The sequence below is a fragment of the Nonlabens sp. genome (assembly GCF_047636915.1).
Lineage (GTDB): Bacteria > Bacteroidota > Bacteroidia > Flavobacteriales > Flavobacteriaceae > Nonlabens.
Genome location: NZ_JBLIGN010000051.1, coordinates 1 through 20,323, shown reverse-complemented (window position 1 = coordinate 20,323; position 20,323 = coordinate 1). Strand labels below are relative to the sequence as shown.

22 protein-coding genes, 5 tRNA genes and 2 pseudogenes are annotated in these 20,323 nt (G+C 37.5%); 2 read left to right on the top strand and 27 right to left on the bottom strand.

Annotation, left to right across the window (positions count from 1 at the left end; genetic code table 11):
* The 27 genes and pseudogenes from rpoB to ACJAT0_RS08745 form a co-directional block, all read right to left on the bottom strand.
* Positions 1–517, bottom strand: a pseudogene (gene rpoB / locus ACJAT0_RS08875) (DNA-directed RNA polymerase subunit beta); the annotation flags it as partial.
* A 124-nt stretch (positions 518–641) separates the two neighbouring features.
* A complete protein-coding gene (gene rplL, locus ACJAT0_RS08870; RefSeq protein ID WP_374004477.1) occupies positions 642–1,013 on the bottom strand; it encodes a 50S ribosomal protein L7/L12 in 372 nt (123 codons plus the stop codon).
* Between the two features lie 55 nt (positions 1,014–1,068).
* A complete protein-coding gene (gene rplJ / locus ACJAT0_RS08865) occupies positions 1,069–1,584 on the bottom strand; it encodes a 50S ribosomal protein L10 (protein ID WP_374004476.1) in 516 nt (171 codons plus the stop codon).
* 11 nt (positions 1,585–1,595) lie between these two features.
* Positions 1,596–2,294 (bottom strand): 50S ribosomal protein L1, encoded by a 699-nt coding sequence (gene rplA / locus ACJAT0_RS08860; RefSeq protein WP_374004475.1) that lies wholly within the window; start codon positions 2,292–2,294, stop codon positions 1,596–1,598.
* A gap of 11 nt (positions 2,295–2,305) precedes the next feature.
* Positions 2,306–2,746, bottom strand: a complete 441-nt coding sequence (gene rplK / locus ACJAT0_RS08855; RefSeq protein ID WP_374004474.1) for a 50S ribosomal protein L11 — start codon at positions 2,744–2,746, stop codon at positions 2,306–2,308.
* Positions 2,747–2,816: 70 nt separating this feature from the next.
* Positions 2,817–3,371, bottom strand: a complete 555-nt coding sequence (gene nusG, locus ACJAT0_RS08850; protein WP_374004472.1) for a transcription termination/antitermination protein NusG — start codon at positions 3,369–3,371, stop codon at positions 2,817–2,819.
* 12 nt (positions 3,372–3,383) lie between these two features.
* Entirely contained in the window at positions 3,384–3,578 is a 195-nt protein-coding gene (gene secE, locus ACJAT0_RS08845) for a preprotein translocase subunit SecE (RefSeq protein ID WP_415181368.1), read from the bottom strand.
* Positions 3,579–3,653: 75 nt separating this feature from the next.
* A tRNA-Trp gene (locus ACJAT0_RS08840) sits at positions 3,654–3,726 on the bottom strand.
* Positions 3,727–3,821: 95 nt separating this feature from the next.
* Positions 3,822–5,009, bottom strand: coding sequence for an elongation factor Tu (tuf, locus tag ACJAT0_RS08835; protein ID WP_415181367.1), 1,188 nt, complete (start codon positions 5,007–5,009; stop codon positions 3,822–3,824).
* A gap of 114 nt (positions 5,010–5,123) precedes the next feature.
* Positions 5,124–5,195, bottom strand: a tRNA-Thr gene (locus ACJAT0_RS08830).
* A gap of 65 nt (positions 5,196–5,260) precedes the next feature.
* Positions 5,261–5,333, bottom strand: a tRNA-Gly gene (locus tag ACJAT0_RS08825).
* A gap of 64 nt (positions 5,334–5,397) precedes the next feature.
* Positions 5,398–5,478: transfer RNA gene (locus tag ACJAT0_RS08820), tRNA-Tyr, on the bottom strand.
* Positions 5,479–5,509: 31 nt separating this feature from the next.
* Positions 5,510–5,583, bottom strand: a tRNA-Thr gene (locus ACJAT0_RS08815).
* A gap of 100 nt (positions 5,584–5,683) precedes the next feature.
* Positions 5,684–5,983, bottom strand: a complete 300-nt coding sequence (hpf, locus tag ACJAT0_RS08810) for a ribosome hibernation-promoting factor, HPF/YfiA family (RefSeq protein WP_415181366.1) — start codon at positions 5,981–5,983, stop codon at positions 5,684–5,686.
* Between the two features lie 20 nt (positions 5,984–6,003).
* Positions 6,004–6,918, bottom strand: a complete 915-nt coding sequence (locus ACJAT0_RS08805; protein WP_415181365.1) for a tyrosine-type recombinase/integrase — start codon at positions 6,916–6,918, stop codon at positions 6,004–6,006.
* 38 nt (positions 6,919–6,956) lie between these two features.
* Positions 6,957–7,151, bottom strand: a complete 195-nt coding sequence (gene rpsU / locus ACJAT0_RS08800; RefSeq protein ID WP_374002046.1) for a 30S ribosomal protein S21 — start codon at positions 7,149–7,151, stop codon at positions 6,957–6,959.
* Between the two features lie 119 nt (positions 7,152–7,270).
* Positions 7,271–8,440, bottom strand: coding sequence for an acyl-CoA dehydrogenase family protein (locus tag ACJAT0_RS08795; protein ID WP_374002045.1), 1,170 nt, complete (start codon positions 8,438–8,440; stop codon positions 7,271–7,273).
* A 79-nt stretch (positions 8,441–8,519) separates the two neighbouring features.
* Positions 8,520–9,383 (bottom strand): ComEA family DNA-binding protein, encoded by an 864-nt coding sequence (locus ACJAT0_RS08790; protein WP_415181364.1) that lies wholly within the window; start codon positions 9,381–9,383, stop codon positions 8,520–8,522.
* Between the two features lie 10 nt (positions 9,384–9,393).
* Entirely contained in the window at positions 9,394–11,373 is a 1,980-nt protein-coding gene (locus ACJAT0_RS08785) for an alanine/glycine:cation symporter family protein (RefSeq protein ID WP_415181363.1), read from the bottom strand.
* 69 nt (positions 11,374–11,442) lie between these two features.
* Entirely contained in the window at positions 11,443–12,459 is a 1,017-nt protein-coding gene (locus tag ACJAT0_RS08780; RefSeq protein WP_415181362.1) for a potassium channel family protein, read from the bottom strand.
* A gap of 11 nt (positions 12,460–12,470) precedes the next feature.
* A complete protein-coding gene (locus tag ACJAT0_RS08775; RefSeq protein ID WP_374002041.1) occupies positions 12,471–12,698 on the bottom strand; it encodes a PspC domain-containing protein in 228 nt (75 codons plus the stop codon).
* Between the two features lie 28 nt (positions 12,699–12,726).
* Positions 12,727–13,245: a hypothetical protein gene (locus tag ACJAT0_RS08770; protein ID WP_415181361.1), complete on the bottom strand. Its 519-nt coding sequence runs from the start codon at positions 13,243–13,245 to the stop codon at positions 12,727–12,729.
* 15 nt (positions 13,246–13,260) lie between these two features.
* Positions 13,261–14,529, bottom strand: coding sequence for a DUF2851 family protein (locus ACJAT0_RS08765; RefSeq protein ID WP_415181360.1), 1,269 nt, complete (start codon positions 14,527–14,529; stop codon positions 13,261–13,263).
* A 241-nt stretch (positions 14,530–14,770) separates the two neighbouring features.
* Positions 14,771–15,787, bottom strand: coding sequence for a PLP-dependent cysteine synthase family protein (locus ACJAT0_RS08760; protein ID WP_374002038.1), 1,017 nt, complete (start codon positions 15,785–15,787; stop codon positions 14,771–14,773).
* A gap of 171 nt (positions 15,788–15,958) precedes the next feature.
* Positions 15,959–17,044, bottom strand: coding sequence for an amidohydrolase family protein (locus tag ACJAT0_RS08755; protein ID WP_415181359.1), 1,086 nt, complete (start codon positions 17,042–17,044; stop codon positions 15,959–15,961).
* 30 nt (positions 17,045–17,074) lie between these two features.
* On the bottom strand, positions 17,075–17,287 hold the full coding sequence (locus tag ACJAT0_RS08750) for a hypothetical protein (RefSeq protein ID WP_415181358.1): 213 nt from the start codon (positions 17,285–17,287) through the stop codon (positions 17,075–17,077).
* A gap of 282 nt (positions 17,288–17,569) precedes the next feature.
* Entirely contained in the window at positions 17,570–18,355 is a 786-nt protein-coding gene (locus ACJAT0_RS08745) for an SDR family oxidoreductase (RefSeq protein ID WP_374002035.1), read from the bottom strand.
* Positions 18,356–19,077: 722 nt separating this feature from the next.
* On the opposite strand from ACJAT0_RS08745, the gene map reads away from it, so the two are divergent.
* Positions 19,078–19,887: a type I methionyl aminopeptidase gene (map, locus tag ACJAT0_RS08740; protein WP_374002034.1), complete on the top strand. Its 810-nt coding sequence runs from the start codon at positions 19,078–19,080 to the stop codon at positions 19,885–19,887.
* 149 nt (positions 19,888–20,036) lie between these two features.
* Positions 20,037–20,323 (top strand): annotated as a pseudogene (locus tag ACJAT0_RS08735) (SAM-dependent methyltransferase); the annotation flags it as partial.

Genomic DNA, 20,323 nt, shown 5'->3' with positions numbered 1-20,323 from the left:
AAGGGATAACACGGGCAGAATATAATTTAGTTCCATTTGCATGAAAAGACTGACCAAAAAATACACCAGGGGATCTGTGCAATTGAGAAACAACAACACGTTCTGCACCGTTGATACAAAAAGTACCTGATGGTGTCATGTACGGAATAGTTCCTAAATATACATCCTGAACAATTGTTTCAAAATCCTCGTGTTCTGGATCAGTACAATATAATTTTAAACGTGATTTAAGTGGCACGCTATAAGTAAGTCCACGCTCTATACATTCTTGAATAGAATAACGCGGTGGATCTACAAAGTAATCAAGAAATTCCAAAACGAACTGATTACGGGTATCAGTAATTGGAAAATTCTCCATGAAGGTATTATACAAACCTTCTACTTCTCTTTTGTCAGATTTAGTCTCTAACTGAAAAAAGTCCTGAAAGGATTTAATTTGGATATCCAGCAGGTCAGGGTATTCTGCCTTATTAGTTACCGTTGAAAAATTAATTCTCTCTGTGTTTGTTGCTAGCATCAATGCACGGTATTAAATGATTAAAAAAAGCGTTATCGACGACGTCTCATCTTTATACGCAAAATGGTCTAGGCCTGCGAGCATCGCTCACAGGTCTAAACCGATAATGTTTTGGTGAGAAGAATTACTTCAACTCTACCTCTGCTCCAGCAGCCTCTAACTGCGCCTTAAGAGCCTCAGCCTCATCTTTAGATACACCTTCCTTAATTGGAGATGGTGCATTATCTACTAATTCCTTAGCATCCTTCAATCCTGCACCAGTTAATTCCTTAACCAGTTTTACAACTGCTAGTTTTGCACCACCTGGAGCTTTTAGGATTACATCAAATTCTGTTTGCTCTTCAGCAGCTTCCTCATTTTGACCAGGACCTACCATTGCAACTGCCGCTGCTGCTGGTTCAATACCATACTCATCCTTAAGGATATCTGCTAGTTCGTTTACTTCCTTAACAGTTAGGTTAACTAACTGCTCAGCGAAATCTTTTAAATCTGCCATTTTTCTATCGTTTTAATAAAATTTATAAATAATTAATTGCGTACTAATTTGATTTCTATCGTTCTGATAGAGTTTTAAGAATTCCTGCAAGTTTACCACCACCTGACTGAAGTGCTGATATAACATTTTTAGCAGGACTCTGAAGTAAACCGATGATATCACCGATCATTTCTTCCTTAGATTTGATATTGCTCAAGGTACTGATCATATCATCACCTACATATATAGCTTCCGCGATATAAGCTCCTTTAAGCACGGGCTTGGCTGACTTCTTTCTGAAGTTTTCAATAACCTTAGCTGGTGCATTCGCTATTTCCGCTAACATGATTGAAGTATTGCCTTTTAACAGTTCCGGCAACTCTCCAAAATCCTTATCAGAAGCTTCCATAGCCTTAGCGAGAAGAGTATTCTTCACCACAGCCATACTTACATTTGCTTTAAAACAAGCCCTACGTAAATTTGTCGTTTCTAATGCATTTAAACCAGATATATCTGCTAAATAAATAGTGGAGTTATCACCTAACGTAGCAGTCAAATCCTGGATAACATTTGCTTTTTGTTCTCTTGTCATGGTCTAGATTTTTAGTCGTCTGCAAAACGTTTAGCGTCTATCTCAATACTAGGACTCATAGTACTTGACATGAATATGCTAGTAATATAAATACCCTTAGACGTTGTAGGTTTTAGTTTAACTAATGTATTAATTAATTCTCTTGCGTTTCCTGCAATTTTCTCAGCATCAAAAGATGCCTTTCCAACAGCCGCATGTATGATTCCAGTTTTATCAACCTTAAAATCGATTTTACCGGCCTTAACTTCCGAAATTGCTTTTGCCACATCCATCGTAACCGTGCCGGTTTTAGGATTAGGCATTAAACCTCTAGGACCTAATACACGACCTAATGGCCCTAATTTTCCCATTACACTAGGCATGGTGATAATTACATCCACGTCAGTCCAACCACCCTTGATTTTATCAAGGTACTCGTCAAGACCTACAAAGTCGGCACCAGCTTCAAGAGCCTCCGCTTCTTTGTCTGGAGTAACTAAAGCAAGTACTTTTACATCTTTACCTGTACCGTGTGGTAAGGTAACCACCCCTCTAACCATTTGATTAGCTTTTCGTGGGTCTACATTTAATCTGATAGCAAGATCTACTGAAGCGTCGAATTTAGTAGTAGTTATTTCTTTTACTAATTTGGATGCATCAGCAACAGAATAAGTCTGAGACTTATCAATTTTTGCTAAACTATCTTTTTGATTTTTTGTTATTTTTGCCATTGTTAACAGTTTTAAGCAGGTGAGTTTCCACCTTTAACGTTCACACCCATTGATCTAGCAGTACCAGCAACCATTCTCATGGCGCTATCAACTGTAAATGCATTGAGGTCTGGCATCTTATCCTCTGCAATCAAACGAATTTGATCCCAGGAAATAGTTCCAACTTTTTTACGGTTAGGTTCTCCACTACCGCCTTTCAGCTTTAATGCTTCAAGGATTTGTACTGCTGCTGGTGGTGTTTTTATTACAAAATCAAAGGATTTATCCTTATATACAGTAATAGCAACAGGTAAAACTTTACCCGCCTTATCCTGAGTTCTCGCATTAAACTGCTTACAGAACTCCATGATATTCACACCAGCCGCACCAAGCGCGGGTCCAACTGGAGGAGATGGATTTGCTGCACCACCCTTAACCTGTAGTTTTACAACCTTAGATACTTCTTTAGCCATTTCTAATTAATTTCAATTATTTAATGATAATAAAGTGGAAGCCTTATATATCATTTATAAACTGTAACATTTATACTTTTTCAACTTGCATATAACTAAGCTCCAATGGAGTTTTACGACCGAATATTTTGACCATAACTTCTAGCTTACGCTTTTCTTCATTTACTTTTTCAATAGTACCATTAAAACCATTAAATGGCCCATCAACTACTTTAACTGTTTCTCCACTTTTAAATGGTATCGCAATGTTGTCAGTTTGCTCAGCAAGTTCATCTACTTTACCTAACATCCTATTGACTTCGGTTCTTCTCAAGGGAACAGGCTCACCACCTTTGGTCTCCCCTAGGAAACCTATAACACCGTTTACTGATTTAATTATATGAGGAACCTCTCCCTCTAACCTAGCTTGGACCATAATATAACCTGGAAAATAAACACGTTCCTTATTATACTTTTTACCATCTCTAATTTGAACCACTTTTTCAGTCGGAACCAAAATTTGCTTCAAATAATCTCCTAAATTATGATGTGCTATTTCAGACTCAATATAATCCTTAATTTTATTTTCTTGACCGCTTACCGAACGCACCACATACCACTTCATTAAATCCTTCTCTTCTGACATATCAAATAATGATTAAGGCTTGATCCAATTAAAATAATTTTCTATCGCATTGCTAAAGACATAATCAATACCTGCAACAATCAGAGCAAAAATTATGGAAAACACCGCTACTGTGACAGTTAACTTTTGCGTCTCCTCCCATGTAGGCCAGGTGACATGGTTTGTCAACTCATTATAAGATTCCTTTACGTATGTTATCAAACTCATAAAAATATTATTCTAGAAGAAAACTCTAAACAGCTGCCAAACAAGCACTACCTAAAGAAAACTATGTTTAAAATGCACGGGCTGAGAGATTCGAACTCACGACACCTGGTTTTGGAGACCAGTGCTCTACCAACTGAGCTAAACCCGCAAAAATATTCATTACAAATATTTGTTGCCTTCCCTATATATAGGGAAAGTATCCTGTCTATAATAAACAGGATACTTAATATATTGAATTAGAAATTAATCTAATATCTCAGTAACTTGACCTGCACCAACAGTTCTACCTCCCTCACGAATAGCAAAACGAAGGCCTAAATTTAATGCGATAGCTTGGATTAAATCAACTGTAATAGTAAGGTTATCACCAGGCATTACCATTTCAACACCATCAGGAAGTACTATGTTTCCAGTTACATCAGTAGTACGAACATAAAACTGAGGACGGTAATTGTTATGAAATGGAGTGTGACGTCCACCTTCCTCTTTCTTCAAGATATACACTTCAGCTTTAAACTTAGCATGTGGAGTTACAGACCCTGGCTTCGTAATAACCATTCCGCGAGAAATCTGTGACTTCTCAATACCTCTTAACAAAATTCCAGCATTATCACCAGCCTCACCTCTGTTCAGAATCTGACGGAACATTTCAATACCCGTAATAGTAGAAGTTAACTTTTCAGCACCCATACCAATTATCTCAACAGGATCTCCAGTGTTACCAACACCAGTCTCAATACGACCAGTTGCAACAGTACCACGACCAGTTATAGAAAATACATCTTCAATAGGCATTAAGAAAGGCTTATCCATATCACGGATAGGCTCTTCAATCCAGGAATCTACCGCTGCCATTAACTCAAGAACAGTATCTACCCACTTTTGCTCACCATTAAGTGCACCAAGTGCAGATCCATTAATAACGGGACCATTGTCACCATCATATTCATAAAAGCTTAACAATTCACGTACTTCCATATCTACTAATTCAAGAAGCTCTTCATCATCAACCATATCCACTTTATTAAGGAATACAACGATGCGAGGAATACCTACTTGACGACCAAGAAGAATGTGCTCACGAGTTTGTGGCATAGGACCGTCAGTTGCAGCAACTACCAGAATAGCACCATCCATTTGAGCAGCACCAGTAACCATGTTCTTTACATAATCGGCGTGGCCAGGACAATCTACGTGTGCGTAGTGTCTATTTGCAGTTTCATACTCAACATGAGAAGAGTTGATAGTAATACCACGCTCTTTTTCTTCAGGAGCGTTGTCAATTTGGTCAAAATTTACCGCTTTAGAGAAACCAGCATCGGCAAGTACTTTAGTAATTGCAGCAGTAAGGGTAGTTTTACCGTGGTCAACGTGACCAATAGTTCCTACGTTAAGGTGGGGTTTCGAACGATCGTACGTTTCTTTAGCCATAACTTATAATCTTAGTTTATATTAGTGTTCAATTTAAAAGAGACAGATACGGAGCTAAAACCAAATCAGTCTATACTAGTACTGGTCCCTACGGAGACCTGTTTTATCTTCCTGAGCCAATGACGAGATTTGAACTCGTGACCTCTTCCTTACCAAGGAAACGCTCTACCCCTGAGCTACACCGGCAAAACTTCCGTTCTTAGGAATGGAAAACTCAGCAATAAACTCCATAAAAAGGGAGTTTAATTTAGAGCGAGAGACCAGGTTCGAACTGGCGACATTCAGCTTGGAAGGCTGACGCTCTACCAACTGAGCTACTCTCGCTTTTATTAGTTTTTTACAACTAAAAGGTACTACTTATCTATTTGTCCTTTTAAGACATAAATCGTGGGGAGAGCAGGATTCGAACCTGCGAAGGTTTCCCAACGGAGTTACAGTCCGTCCTCGTTGGCCGCTTGAGTATCTCCCCATTAAGTCGGTAAGGACTTAGTATTTAAAAGAGCCGATGGAGGGACTCGAACCCACGACCTGCTGATTACAAATCAGCTGCTCTAGCCAGCTGAGCTACATCGGCAATTACTGCTTTTTTAGCTCGTTAAAAAAGCCCGCTATTTCTAACGGACTGCAAATGTAAGCCTATTTTTTAATTGACCAAATAGTTTTTTTATTTATTTTTAGTGCGTGGCTAACTTTTCTTTTCGTTTCGTCAATTGACGCTCCAATGATGAAGCACACTCATCTATAGATTGTTCAAATGTCTTACATGTCTTTTTAACAACCATATCATCCCCTGGTACGAAAACCCTTATCTCTGCTATTTTATTCCCAGGTGCTGATGTTTTTTGCACTTTCAGATAAACATCAACATTAATAATCTTATTGTAAAAATGTTCTAACTTCTCGATTTTGTTTTGTGTGAAATCAATAAGCTTAGCATCTGCATCAAAATTTACTGCTTGTATATTTACCTTCATAATAAATAGTTTTAGATTGATTATTTTTTTGACCTGGGATGGGAATTACCGTAAACACCCTTCAAAGTAGCCATACTAGAATGGGTATAAATTTGAGTTGATGATAAACTGGCATGTCCTAACAATTCCTTTACAGCATTTAAATCTGCACCACGATCCAATAAATGAGTGGCAAATGTATGCCTCAGCACGTGTGGGCTAATTTTTACTTTTAAAGAAACCTTACTAAAATATGATTTTATCACACGATAAACAAGGCTAGGATATATTTTAACTCCATTGGACGTGATAAATAATTCTGGAGTCAACGGCTGGGCTACTGCCTGCCTTAATACCATATACTCTTCTAGATGAATTTTTATAGAATAGACCAACGGCACAAGCCGTTCTTTATTTCGTTTACCCAACACCTTAACCACGTCACCTGCTATGTTAACATCCTTAAGTTTGATATTAATCAACTCCTCTCTTCGAATACCAGTAGCATAAAATAGCTCTATCATCAAAAGATCTCGTGATTGAACAAAATTGGTGGTGTCGTAAGGAAAATTTAGCAATTGAGCCACCTCCTCCACGGAGAATGGTACTTGAACTTTTTTAGAAACTTTGAGGTTTTTATAGGAGACTGCTGGACTGGTCGTTATTGCGCCTATTTTCAATAGAAATTTAAAATAAGACTTTAAGGAAGACATTTTTCTATTCACTGTATACGTAGAGGCACCGTCCTCTAACAGCGTGGTCACCCATCCTCTTATCAAGCCATAGTTTACTTCTTTTATTTGAAAGACTCCTTCCTCCCTTATAAATGAAATGAATTGGTTTAAATCTTTATTATAAGCCAATACAGTATGAGAAGAATAATTTTTCTCCAGCTCAAGATATTCTATGTACGAGGTGAGCTCCATAAAAAAACCGCTTGTTGTAAATGTATTCATTTACAACAAGCGGTATACTATTTTAAAGGAAAGATTCCTTATAGGTTTTCGGCATCACGAAGCCCTTGGATATAAGAAGCTTTAATGTTTTGAGCACGATTTGCAACAGATGGTTTAGTAAACTGTTGTCTTCTGCGTAACTCACGCATTTTTCCTGTACGATCAAATTTTCTTTTGAAACGTTTCAGGGCTCTGTCGATATTTTCTCCGTCTTTTACTGGTATTATTAACATAGTGTCATCACCTCCTTTCTTTGTAGAGGCAAAAATACATATTATTTTTTAAAATCAAAGACAATTATACAATTTTGATACTTATTGCTTTTTCTCTTTCGCGAAAGCGGAATACTCACCTACTTTGCAGCAAGTTTATAATCTTTACCATCCAAAATCATTTTTGCAATGATCTCCCGCATGATCTCACTTGTACCTCCACCTATGGGGCCTAAACGGCTATCACGTGACATTCTAGCAAGTGGGTATTCTTCTATATAGCCATAACCTCCTAGATACTGAAGACATTTATAAATAACCTCATCAGCGATTTTTGTAGAGAGTAACTTAGACATACTGGCTTCCTTTACTGGATACAGACCTTTGTCTAATTCTTCTGCAATGGCATAGTTAAAGCATTTTGCCATTTCTACCTCGCTCAACATATCTGCTAAGTTATGTCGCAATGCTTGATAGGTATCTAATGACTTTCCGAATGCCGTACGTTCCTTCATATAACCAATAGTATACTCCAGCGCATACTCTGCTCGTGCATGAGAATTGATACCCATAATGAGACGCTCTAAAGCAAAATGTTGCATGATATAAGGAAAACCTTTTCCTTCTTCTCCCATCAAGTTCTGGGCAGGAATGCGCACATTATCAAATCCTATTTCAGCAGTGTCACTGGCTCTCCATCCTAATTTATTTAACTTAGTAGCACTTATCCCTGGTGTTTCACGATCCATTACAAAAATCGAGATCCCTCTTCCTTTTGCGTCTATATCCGTTTTTGCAGCAATCACTAAATAATCACTGTATACGCCATTTGTAATGAAAGTTTTTGAACCGTTAATAATATAATGATCCCCATCCTTAACAGCTGTCGTTCTCATTCCTGCCACATCACTACCGCCAAATGGCTCTGTGATACCTAGGCAACCTATCTTCTCTCCTGTTAGTGTAGGGACAAGGTATTCTTGTTTGATGCGATCATCTCCTTCTTTTAGTAAATGCTGCGCTCCTAGAAATGCTTGTACCCACATGGCAGCAGCAAAACCTCCTGAATTGACACGTTGCATTTCCTCTAGAAAAATAACCGTATAGAAGAAGTCAAGATCTAAACCACCATACTCTTCTGGATAGTAAAGACCAAAATACCCCATCTCTCCCATTTTTTGAAAAATCTCGCGATCTATATGACCTGTTTCTTCCCATCTTTCAATATGAGGAACCGCTTCTTTATTAAGAAAATCTCGAAAACTCTGTCTGAAGGCTTCATGCTCCTCAGTAAAATATTTTGAATACATATGGTTATTACAATAAAATTATAGAAAAACATCTAAAACAGAATTCTAGATGCGATATTCTTAGTAAACACTGAATTTTTTAATTTAATGTCAAATATAGTTGAATTAAAGCTAATTTTTCTTGCGGAAACCTAGATGTTAACATGACTTTATCCCAGCTCTTAAATCCATCTCTTAAAATTCGCTGCTCCACAAGTTTTTCTACTAGATAGTCGTCAAAATATGGAATAGATAACAACTCTTCCTCGGTGGCGGTATTCAGAGCTATTTTATGGAATGCTAAAGGCGCTGAAACAAAAAAATGTTTTTTCAACTGGATCATAGTAGAATCGGTAAGCCCGTAAATATCGCCTACCTGAGAGATGTCTATAAAACTCTTAAGCCGCTCTCTTTCTTTTATAATTCTTCCAGAAAGTGCTGGACCAATACCATATACCTTTTTGAGCTCCTCTTGAGTCGCGCCGTTAATATCTTTAATAACTATTTTACGGTCTTTAAAAGGCACGAAAGATTTGTTATTCTTTTTATCAGAATTTGTAACCCAATCTGGAAATTTGAAGTAGGGAGCTATACTGTCTAGCCACTGACCACTAACCTGTGTTACTTGTTGAAAATCTTTCTTTGAGTTTACCCATTTTCCGCTTTCTCGATAGCGGTGTAACCGATCGATCTCTTCCACACTTAAACCAAGTTTATAACCTCTGTAATCTGTTATATAATTGGGATTGAAGGGGTAGATAGTATCTCTTCTACTCTGTTGGACCGCTACAAGAGAATCTACTTTATGCTGATAAACAGAGCTGTCTTCTATAAATAGAACTTTTTTAGGCAATTGTTGGCTGTAAAAGAATCCTGCAAGCACTATCAATAAAAGTATGATTAATACAAAAATCCCTCTTTGTTGTTTTCTATCAAACAAAAAGAGGGATTTAAAATTTTTCATAAGAATAAAATTATTCGATAGCTTCTCGCTTCAACTTGATTGCTGTCATATATCTGGTCAGCTCTTTCTTAACCTCTGGAGCAAGAAGAACAATCCCTATCATGTTAGGGACCATCATTGAAAAAATCATTGCATCAGAGAACCCTATCACGTTTCCTAAACTTGCAGCAGATCCTATGACCACGAAAATACAGAATAAAATTTTGTACGAATATTCTGTTCTCGTTGTTCTACCGAAAAGGTATGCCCAAGCTTGGTAACCGTAATAAGACCAAGAAATCATCGTCGAGAATGCAAATAAAACTACTGCTAGAGTCAACACGTATGGAAACCAGCTAATAACAGATGCAAACGCATCAGATGTCAATAAAATGGCATCTGCATCTGCTAGATTTGCGTTCTCTGGATCAACATTACCGGTAATAATTAATACGACGGCAGTCATTGTACAAACAATTACAGTATCTATAAACGGTCCTAAAAGAGCGACCAGCCCTTCACTAGCTGGATATTTAGTTCGCACTGCTGCGTGTGCTATAGATGCAGATCCTACACCTGCCTCATTTGAAAATGCGGCTCGTCTAAAACCTTGCACTAATACTCCTATCGCACCACCAGCAATTCCACTTGGACTAAAAGCTCCATCAATAATCTGGGTAAAAGCATCACCTATCATATCAAATCGCATAAAAAGCACCCATAATGAAGCACCCACATAAATTATTACCATGAAGGGAACAATCTTATCAGTCACCTTAGCAATGGACTTAATACCACCAATAATTACAATTCCCACAAAAATGGCCATCAATAATCCGAATACCCAACGATAACCGTACAAAAAGGAATCTGCACCTCCAGTAATATTCACTACCATTTGAGTCGCCTGGTTTGCTTGGAACATGTTTCCACCACCGAAAGATCCACCTATACACATGATGGCAAACAGAACAGCAAGAACTTTTCCTAATCCTTCCAGCCCCATAGATTTAAGACCTTTAGTCAAGTAATACATAGGACCACCATAAATAGTTCCATCAGGACCTACATCACGGTACTTCACACCTAACGTACATTCTACAAATTTAGAAGCCATTCCTAAGAAACCCGCAACAATCATCCAGAATGTAGCTCCAGCACCACCTATGGAAACTGCGATAGCTACTCCTGCAATATTACCCAGCCCAACTGTTGCTGAAAGTGAAGCGGTCAACGCCTGGAAGTGACTTACTTCACCATCTGTAGTTTCTTCCCTGATGGTATCTTTAATATCACCGTCAACCTTTGTCTCATCGCTGATTTTATCAACGTGGGATTCTAGGTCATCCACTTTATTTATATCAACGCCGTTAGCAATACCATCCTTACCGTAGAGCATCTCTGCACCAAATTCCTCAATGTCCTCATACTTGCCACGAACCACTTGAATAGACCTCCACATGCCAGTGAAGTTGATAAACTTAAAATAGATCGTAAAGAATAATGCTCCTAAAATCAATGGAAAAAGAACCCAGTAAATTCTTGTAAATGGAGCATAAGCAGTGACCTCAACACTGGAACCTGGACTTATATCTGCCGCAGCTATTTTGAAAACTCCACCATCTATAATAAAAATCGAATTCTCATTTTTGAATATTAATTCGTCTGCAATTTGATCTCCCGTTAAAGATATACTACTCACATTGAGGGTGTCCTGAATTAGTGTATATTTAATACCGTCAGCAGAGTCGTACCTAGGAAGCGCCTTAGGATCATCCATTTCCGTGGTCAGTCGGGCCAGCACGTCTAATTCAATTATTAAGTCATCTTCAACCGAACCGAATGGTATTTGATAAAACACAGCATCCACATAATCGCCAGTCGCCCAACCAAAGGCCTCGTCTATTCTTTCATCAATTCCTTTTTCATCTTTTTGCTCTTGCGAAAAAACAGCTGTTGACAGCATTATAGCCATCAATGACAAATAAGCGGTATTTAGATTTTTAATCAAAATTATTTAATTTTTTTATTAAGGCAGCAAGATGCACAAAAATCTCGCTTTTTGAAAGTTTTAAGTCTACTATGTTTGTGTTACTTTGTTACTTATTTGATAAACTTTTTGAAGTTTTGCAATTTGCTGTGAATTTCCTACAACGATTATTTTTGAACCTGGTACCAGTTGTAATTTTGGATCTGGATTTACTGTATAATTGCCATCAGGAGCTTTGTAACCAATTATAGTACAACCCGTTTCCTGTCTTAAATTTAAATCTATTATCGTGCAATTTCTTTGTTTATCAAACATTTGTTCAAAAGAGATTTGTTCTAAATTCACTCCTTCACTACCTCCGTAACTCAGGTTATCCCAAAACTCAATTAAATCAGGACTAACGACTAGTGAAGCCATATGCTGTCCTCCAATCGTATCTGGAAGAATAACGTTGTCTGCCCCGGCAAGCTTTAATTTCTTATACGAACTTTCCTCACTTGCTCGCGATATAATTTTTAAATCTTTATGGAGCTGTCTAGCACTAAGAACAATAAATAGATTGTCAGCATCTTCTGGCAAAGCTGTTATAAGCGTTGAGGCTCTCTCTATACCTGCAGTTATTAATACCTCATCTTCATTTGCATTCCCTCTATAGAAGTTTTCTTTATCCAAAAGCGCATCATCTATAACCTGTTGATCTTTTTCAATAATAATGAAGGCTCTGTTATAGTTCTGTAATCTTTGTACTGCTTGTCTACCATTGCGACCATATCCACAAATGATAATATGATTTTTCATAGATTTTAAATGTTTTAATTTTCTGTTCATCCTGATATTTGCAAGGCTATTACTAGATAATAAATATTCTGTAATTGCCGAAACGGCAAATCCTACAACAATAACACTAATGAGAATAAAGAAAACTGTAAATAATTTAGCCACTTCAGAAGGCTCCGTTATTTCTCTGTAACCTACTGTTGTAATGGTAATTACCGTCATGTATAGTGCATCTACCCACGACAAACCCATGTATATTTTAAAACCGAGCACACCTACAACAACTACGAAAAATAATAAAGTAACAGATATTCTAAGTTTACTACTCACAGATAATTACCTTAAAGGTCAAAAACAGAACTGCGCTTTGTGTAGACAAGATCTTTGATCTTGATCCAAAACGCCATTATTAAATACACTGCAAAACCAGCTCCTAACGTAGCAAAGGTGAAATAGATAAAAGTAATACGCACACTGCGGGCTTTAATTCCTAATTTCTCTGCGACACGCGTGGATACGTAAAAGCCATACTTCTCCATTATAGTGCGCAAATATGTAACTGCTTCCATGATGTAAATTTAAGTAAAACATATGTATTTAACGAGTAGGGTAAACTACATCTACTTTTTCTCTAATACTTATCACTGAACCGTTGATCATTTCTAGGTCTAAATCAATTTGATACGCTCCTTTTTCTGTTTCTAACTGAAAATCTAAAATCCAACCTAATTCGTTTATATTACTCGTTTGGTAAAGGTCTTGACAAGTATTAGACACATTTAATGTTGCATTAGAAATAAAACCAGTAGGGTTATCTGTTGCGTTCTCATCAAAAGGATCTCTTATACCAAATGTTGCACTTCCAAAATAAATGTTATTAGAAGTATCTTTAATGTAAAAAGAAAAGAAGTCATTAATACCATCCCCATTTGGACTAAGCCATAATGGAAAGTAAACTTTATATGCATTATCACTATAGACTTCCACAAAACGATCTCGAGAAAATTCATTAGATATATCACCAATATTAATAGTAGACCCTCCAACGCAACTATCATCTGAAGAACATGATACAAAAAATACAATAATTAAAAAAAATAGGTATATTTTTTTCATAATCTAAAACAATAATTATTTTCTCAGTAAAGATACACCTATGTCACAACTTAAACATTTATTCACATCACAGTAATTGGTCTTTAACTGCAATAAAGATTGAGTTTGCAAAGCATTTTCCACCTTAAGGAGCTTCTTAAAACCTGTTATTATTGTATTCTTTTCTGGCTTAAGCTCATACATCAAATCCAGTAATTCTTCCATTTTATCATTCCCCATAAATCTCGCATGCATAAATTTTATAGGCACAATACAGTTGATTATCAGTAAGTCTATGAAATCAGAAGTAAGCATTTTTTCTCTCTCTTCTGTTTCCTTATCAAATACATGATGTGTACTCCAATATTTTGCCGCTTTTACCTCAAATAATTGGTGAATATCTGTTCTAGATTTTGCCAGTAAGACCTCTCCAAAAAGCATTGGATTATTTTGATACAGCCTAGCAAGCTGAGAAATACGTACAGTAGGATAATTTGCTGGCCTCAATCTAAAGAATTTCATGGGTGTTAAGGAAGCTTGTAGTTGGTGTTTTGCTTTCGCGAAAGCGTATTCATCAAACAGCTCTTTATAATAGCTGTCTTTTTTCGTCACATCAAGTAATCCTGCCTGACCTAGCAAAGTGGCTTCTAATTGAAAAGCGTCTTTAGCCAGTTTGCGCACCACAGACTGCTCCATGCTGCTAGCGAGTTGTTCAAAAGCATCAGCATTTGTTTTTGTACCGAAACTCCTTGCTAATAAGTGGAAAAAAGCGGCTTCCCAATCATTATTGTTTTGCTCTAACAGGTGTTTTATACGGTCCGATTTAACCTCTAATCTTTCAAAAAACAGCTTTTCCAGCCACTGATCTCGCTTAAAAGAATCTATACTTGAAAACTGACTTTCACAGTTGATGAATTGGTCGTTCTTCACTGCAAATAGTTTTATATAGGATTGTACCAAATCTGGATCTACGTATTGAGACACGTCTAATACAGGAATATTGATACCATCTCTTCGGGTAATCTCTGCATCATGCATCCATACCACATGCAGAATCACGTTATCATAAGCAGGATCTTCATCGTGTCCGTGCAGGTACCAGTCACTTGCCTTGACATGCATCTCAACATTTCCTGCCCAGTCTTGACCATCAATTTCTACCCGACCGTTGAAGAAGTCTGGACCAGAAAAAAAGTTATGTGTTCCTAGCGATTTGATCAAAATCTCTTTCCTCTCAGTAGTCTTTAATTCCTGACCACTCAGCTTTTTAAATTTCCAGAGATAATGGATAAAATCTTCTCGCATGCTTTAAAGATAGAAATAAAAATAAAGAAATTCCAATATCGCCTGAATCAGCATAACAAGACAGACACTTTGCATATGTTGGTTTCTGAATGTTCTTTTTGAGTAATTTCCATCTCGTATTGATTCCTGATAAATGGAAAGATGAAAAAAACCTCCATAGCTTATCGCTATGGAGGTTTTTTTTGAACAATCAAATATTATACTACGGTATGAGTAAAATCCCTTTCAAGCGACTCATTACTTATTTATCATCTGGATGATAGGTACCGTCTTCTTTTAACCAACCTTTGGAACGCATCCAGTCGTCATTAAAAAACTTACCTACGTAGCGACTTCCATGATCGTGGTATAGAATCACCACTACATCGTCTTTTGTAAAACCTACTTCTTCGTGGATTTGTTTCAATCCTTTTATAGCTGCTCCAGCACTGTTGCCTAAGAACATCCCTTCTTCTTTTGCCAATCTACGCGTATAAACCGCAGCATCTTTATCGGTTACTTTGGTAAAACCATCAATGATTTCAAAACGTACATTAAGTGGTAAAATATCCTCTCCTATTCCTTCTGTTACATAAGAATGGATTTCGTTCTCATCAAAAATGCCTGTCTCGTGGTATTTTTTAAATACAGAACCATAGGTGTCAATTCCCCATATCTTGATATCAGGATTTTGTAATTTTAAATACGATCCTACACCAGAAATAGTCCCTCCGGTTCCTACACCTACGACAAAATGCGTAATCTTACCGTCTGTCTGTCTCCATATTTCTGGACCAGTACTTTCATAATGGGCTGTACAATTAGACGGATTATCGTATTGATTTACATACCAAGAGTTAGGAATCTCCTCACTCAACCTTTTACTTGTAGAATAGTAAGACAGTGGATCATCTGGAGCCACATCTGTGGGACATACATAAACTTCAGCACCCACGGCTCTAAGAATATCCATCTTTTCATTAGACTGCTTATCGCTCAATACACAAATTAGTTTATAGCCCTTGATGATAGCGGCAAGAGCAAGTCCCATTCCTGTATTACCACTGGTTCCTTCTATAATTGTTGCACCTGGTTTTAATATACCATTTGCCTCAGCATCTTCAATCATCTTCAACCCCATTCTATCTTTTACAGAGTTACCAGGATTAAAAGTTTCATATTTGGCAAGCACTAACGCTGGAATATCTTCTACCAATTTGTTCATCTTAACAAGTGGTGTGTTCCCTATAGTACCTAATATATTCTCTGCGTAATCCATGTATTGTTAGTTATTTTGCAAAAATAGGATTTTAAAATTCTTTGAATTAAAAATATCTCTTAATCTCGTAAATTATTTTAAGAGTTTCGCTTTCTGTTTTTTTTAAAAATCAGAAGTTTATGCTGCACTTGATACGGTATACAAATAGAATAATGAGCGACTACTAAAGATCTATTGCGATCTTACCCGCTTATAAAAAGCTTTCTTAGCCACCTCATCGCTTCCAAAAAGCCATCGCACCACATGCTCGTCCCACATGCCGTCTGCCTGGTCTGAAGTAATAATATCCCGTTCCATAGCGAGATCAATAATTTTCCCAGGGTAACTGCTCTGTTTTTCACTATCCATCTCTCCCAGCGGATAGGGATCATCAAGACCTACCAAAACTTGTTTTACCCCTTGATTTTCAACGAGAAGCTTCAAAGAGCCGGTATCATGGACCAGTGTATCAAAGAAAATATTAGAATGACCAACCGACTTTCGAGGATGTGTTTTCCCTTCAAATAAATCCGGTCTTCCGTCAAAACCTTGGATCCTACGTCCCAGATTCATTTGTGCGAGTTGTCCACCATGAGCAAAACAAACACGCATACCAGGATATTTAAAGGCATATCCGTTTAAAGTCATGAAGTGATAGGCATCTGCACATTGAGCGAGCATCCATATCAAATGAAATCTCCAGGAAGAATTCTTTAATTTTATAAATTTTTCTCCATCATAAGGATGGATTTCTATGGCAAGGTTCAATTCACTAGCGAGCTCAAATATGGCCTCGTTTTCTTCATCAAAAATGCACCGCCACTGCCCTATGGTATCCATATAATGTGTAGGCAAGCAAAGAAGTCTCATTCCCAAAACTTTTACACAACGCTCCATTTCCCATAATGCTCCCCGCACATAACCAGGATGCACCACAAAACCACTTGTGAATTTTGAAGGATGATCACGTTGTACCCCAGCATTAAAGTCATTCTGAAAACGCAAGGCTTGTTTCATTTCTTCTAGGCGCAAACCATTTCCATACAACTGGCTCAAATTAAGAACAACAGCGTGATCAATCTTGTATTTATCCATCCATTCCAGCTTTTCATCTAAAAAGAAACTAGAATCAGTCACCGGTCGTGACCAGTCTTTTTGCAACATGTTTTTACGCTCAGGATCTACCCAAAAGATCCCTTTTTCACGCATGAAATCTGGAATTTGCTCCGGATAAGGAAGTAAATGTGAGTGACCGTTGATACGTAGTTTTTTGTTCATTTTGCTAATTTAAGAAAAGTATCTAAATCCTTATGACAAATTACTCTTCGCTAATTTTAATATTTGAAAATAGGAGTCTACTAGTGACTCCATTTCTTCCTTTAAAGAAACTTTTAAAGATTTTTCAATTTCCTCAAAAATCTTCTTTTCTTCCTTACCAAAGTAACTCACCAGGAAATTGTTATCCCTATGATCTTCTAGGAAAAATGCTTGCATTGCCACTAGGGAATAATCTTGAATCACTTTTTTTTATTGCATCAATTTCTTGAAAAGTAAAATCTTGATCTACATAGTATTAGTCAAATTGTTTCCAGCTAAAATTCAAAACGTTCTTTCTTGTATCTTTTTATCGATAATATCTTCCTGTCACTTGATTTTTTATTGCGCTTACAACCAAAATAAAGATAAACCGTTAATGTAGAATGAATTTTATACAATGCCCATAACACGCTAGTGAAATTGCTATTTCCTCAAAGGGAAGAGACTTTACTTCTTTTTATAAAAATTCAAATTCGGCTTCAATTTCTAAAGGCTCTTCGTCCTTCCACCGTCTACTGGCAAATTGATTCCATTGATATAACCCGCTTTATCACTAGCTAGAAAAGTAATTGCATTTGCTACTTCTTCTGGCTGTGCAAACCTTCTTGCTGGCACATGACTTTTCATGATCTGGGCAGCTTGTTCTTCACTCTGTCCAGCTCTTGATGCTTTTCCAGAAATGATTTTATCCAGTCTATCGGTTGCTGTAAACCCCGGCAATACGTTATTTACAGTGATGCCAAAGGGTCCTAGCTCTGTTGCTAGAGTTTTTGCCCAGCTCGCCACTGCGCCTCTTATCACATTAGAAACTCCTAAAAATTCGATAGGTGCTTTTACACTGGTAGAAATCACGTTAATCACTCTTCCATAGCCCGCTTCTTTCATTCCTGGCGCACAAGCTTGGATCAATACTTGATTGCATTTTACGTGTTGGATAAAAGCTTGTTCTAACGCATCCACTTCGGCATCGATTAAGAATCCTGGTGCAGGACCTCCTGTATTGTTGATGATGATATGTATGAGGTTCGCTTTCGCGAAAGCGGAAACCACAGTGTCCACCTCTTTATAATCAGAGAAATCGGCCACTAAATACGTATGATCGTCTCGATGACTTTTATCCAATTCATTAAGAACCTCCTGTAATTTATTAGGATTGCGAGCCAGTAAAATCACTCTTGCACCAGCCTGTGCAAACTGTTTTGCAGTTTCTCTTCCTATTCCTGTACTGCTTCCACAAACGAGAGCAGTTTTATCTTTTAAATTGATCTTCATCTGGCGAATTTAGGGAAAATAGGCCTCAATTCTGTCATGCTGAAAAATTGGCTGTCTGATTCTAGCCAACTCAAAGAAAAAATCAATTCCATTTTGTTCCGAATCCACTATGTGATCTCCTTATATATAAACTACTCGTTACCTATAAGGATTCTATACAAATTTAAAACTAACCATGTGCAAAGATTATAGTTTTTGAAATGTAAATTTTCACGGTTTACAAGCCATCTTGTACCCACGCAGCCGCAAACACTCTTTATCCTGAAAATAGTTATACCCAGACAAAAGCACAGGACCGACGATTCCCAAATCCCGATATGGAACGGGAGAAGATTTACAAAAGCTCCTTTACTAATTCCCTGATAATTTGCTAAGACAAATTTCTGAGATAGAAAGGTGGCATAGCAAGCGGTAGTGTAGTTTGATCGTAAAAGTTGAAAGATACTTGTAGAAGCTATAAAAACCTGAAATAAAGAACATGATTAAAACCTGCTCATACCTTATTTATAAGTGCTGTCTTAAGTCCGCACTTATAAATAAAAAACAGGAATCTTATCGAGAGAATTACAACCTATCTAGCTATGCAGAGCAATGACAAACAGAAATAGCACGGAGGGATATTCCAGCAGATTCGAGGTAAATTTGAACAAGCGCCTTCTTTCCATTCAGTTTTATAGAATCAAATTTTATGGAATGACTACCTTTGCTGCTTTATATAGAATATGATCGTAACAAAGAATAAAGAAGAGCTTGAGATCATGCGCCGTGCGGCGTTAATGGTAAGTAAAACCTTAGGAATAATTGCTGCAGAAATCAAGCCAGGGGTCACGACGCTTAGATTAGATACACTAGCTGAACAATACATACGTGATAACGGTGCCATTCCTGGTTTTAAAGGATTGTACGACTGCCCCAGTACGTTGCTTATCTCTCCTAATGAAGAGGTAGTTCATGGAATCCCTAAAGAGGTAGCTATCCAAGAAGGCGATGTTCTTTCTATAGATTGTGGAGCCATAGTAGACGGGTTTTATGGCGATCATGCCTATACATTTACAGTAGGAGAAGTACCTCAAGAAACGATCGATCTTCTGGACCGGACTAAGAATTCTTTATATCTAGGTATCGAACAATTTAGAGTAGGAAAGCGTGTGGAAGATGTAGGTCATGCGATACAAGAGTATTGTGAATCTTTCGGATACGGAGTGGTACGGGAACTCGTAGGTCACGGACTGGGTAAAGTGATGCATGAAGACCCACAAATGCCTAATTATGGAAAACGCGGTCGTGGTAAAAAGTTTGTAGAAGGGATGACAGTGGCGATAGAACCCATGATCAATTTAGGAACTAAAAATATCAGACACCACAAAGACGGCTGGACCATTACTACCAAAGACAATAAACCCAGTGCACATTTTGAGCATAATATCGCTATAGTAGATGGCGAGCCTCGATTGTTAAGCACATTTGATTATATCTATGAAGTGCTAGGAATCACTTCTAAAGAAGAAGATCCTTATCGATGGAAGGACTGATTAAAAGTTACATTTAAAAGTTGTTTTGCAGACTGTTCAATAAAGGATAGAAATCTCAGAGCGGAGGCGTCGGAATAAGACGTCGCTTTGAATAAAATCACGATAACACCAGCAGTTTCCGCAACAATTGCGGAACGACAAAGTAACCCATGAAAAAACTCTTCAAACTATTCCTCAACCTCATCCCAAGGCCCTGGCTTATCAGCGCGAGTTATTATATACGTCCGTTGATCGCCTGGTGGTATCGTGGAGACAGGTACGAAGATCCTATTGACGGGAAAACTTTTAAAAGCTTTTTACCTTATGGTTATGAAAAGGTACGGGAGAATGTACTTTCCCCATCGACGCTTTCTTTAGAACGTCATCGATTATTATGGTTGTACCTACAACACAAAACTGATCTGTTAACACAACCACAAAAGCTATTGCACTTTGC

Coding starts and splice junctions, on each gene's coding strand:
- ACJAT0_RS08775 (WP_374002041.1), bottom strand. CDS start 12,698: ATGGAAGCAGTTACATATTTGCGCACTATAATGGAGAAGTATGGCTTT.
- ACJAT0_RS08770 (WP_415181361.1), bottom strand. CDS start 13,245: ATGAAAAAAATATACCTATTTTTTTTAATTATTGTATTTTTTGTATCA.
- nusG (WP_374004472.1), bottom strand. CDS start 3,371: ATGTCAGAAGAGAAGGATTTAATGAAGTGGTATGTGGTGCGTTCGGTA.
- rplA (WP_374004475.1), bottom strand. CDS start 2,294: ATGGCAAAAATAACAAAAAATCAAAAAGATAGTTTAGCAAAAATTGAT.
- rplL (WP_374004477.1), bottom strand. CDS start 1,013: ATGGCAGATTTAAAAGATTTCGCTGAGCAGTTAGTTAACCTAACTGTT.
- map (WP_374002034.1), top strand. CDS start 19,078: ATGATCGTAACAAAGAATAAAGAAGAGCTTGAGATCATGCGCCGTGCG.
- ACJAT0_RS08765 (WP_415181360.1), bottom strand. CDS start 14,529: ATGCGAGAAGATTTTATCCATTATCTCTGGAAATTTAAAAAGCTGAGT.
- ACJAT0_RS08805 (WP_415181365.1), bottom strand. CDS start 6,918: ATGAATACATTTACAACAAGCGGTTTTTTTATGGAGCTCACCTCGTAC.
- ACJAT0_RS08745 (WP_374002035.1), bottom strand. CDS start 18,355: ATGAAGATCAATTTAAAAGATAAAACTGCTCTCGTTTGTGGAAGCAGT.
- rplK (WP_374004474.1), bottom strand. CDS start 2,746: ATGGCTAAAGAAGTATCTAAGGTTGTAAAACTACAGGTTAAGGGTGGT.
- ACJAT0_RS08795 (WP_374002045.1), bottom strand. CDS start 8,440: ATGTATTCAAAATATTTTACTGAGGAGCATGAAGCCTTCAGACAGAGT.
- hpf (WP_415181366.1), bottom strand. CDS start 5,983: ATGAAGGTAAATATACAAGCAGTAAATTTTGATGCAGATGCTAAGCTT.
- secE (WP_415181368.1), bottom strand. CDS start 3,578: ATGAGTTTGATAACATACGTAAAGGAATCTTATAATGAGTTGACAAAC.
- rpsU (WP_374002046.1), bottom strand. CDS start 7,151: ATGTTAATAATACCAGTAAAAGACGGAGAAAATATCGACAGAGCCCTG.
- tuf (WP_415181367.1), bottom strand. CDS start 5,009: ATGGCTAAAGAAACGTACGATCGTTCGAAACCCCACCTTAACGTAGGA.
- ACJAT0_RS08755 (WP_415181359.1), bottom strand. CDS start 17,044: ATGAACAAAAAACTACGTATCAACGGTCACTCACATTTACTTCCTTAT.
- ACJAT0_RS08790 (WP_415181364.1), bottom strand. CDS start 9,383: ATGAAAAATTTTAAATCCCTCTTTTTGTTTGATAGAAAACAACAAAGA.
- ACJAT0_RS08760 (WP_374002038.1), bottom strand. CDS start 15,787: ATGGATTACGCAGAGAATATATTAGGTACTATAGGGAACACACCACTT.
- rplJ (WP_374004476.1), bottom strand. CDS start 1,584: ATGACAAGAGAACAAAAAGCAAATGTTATCCAGGATTTGACTGCTACG.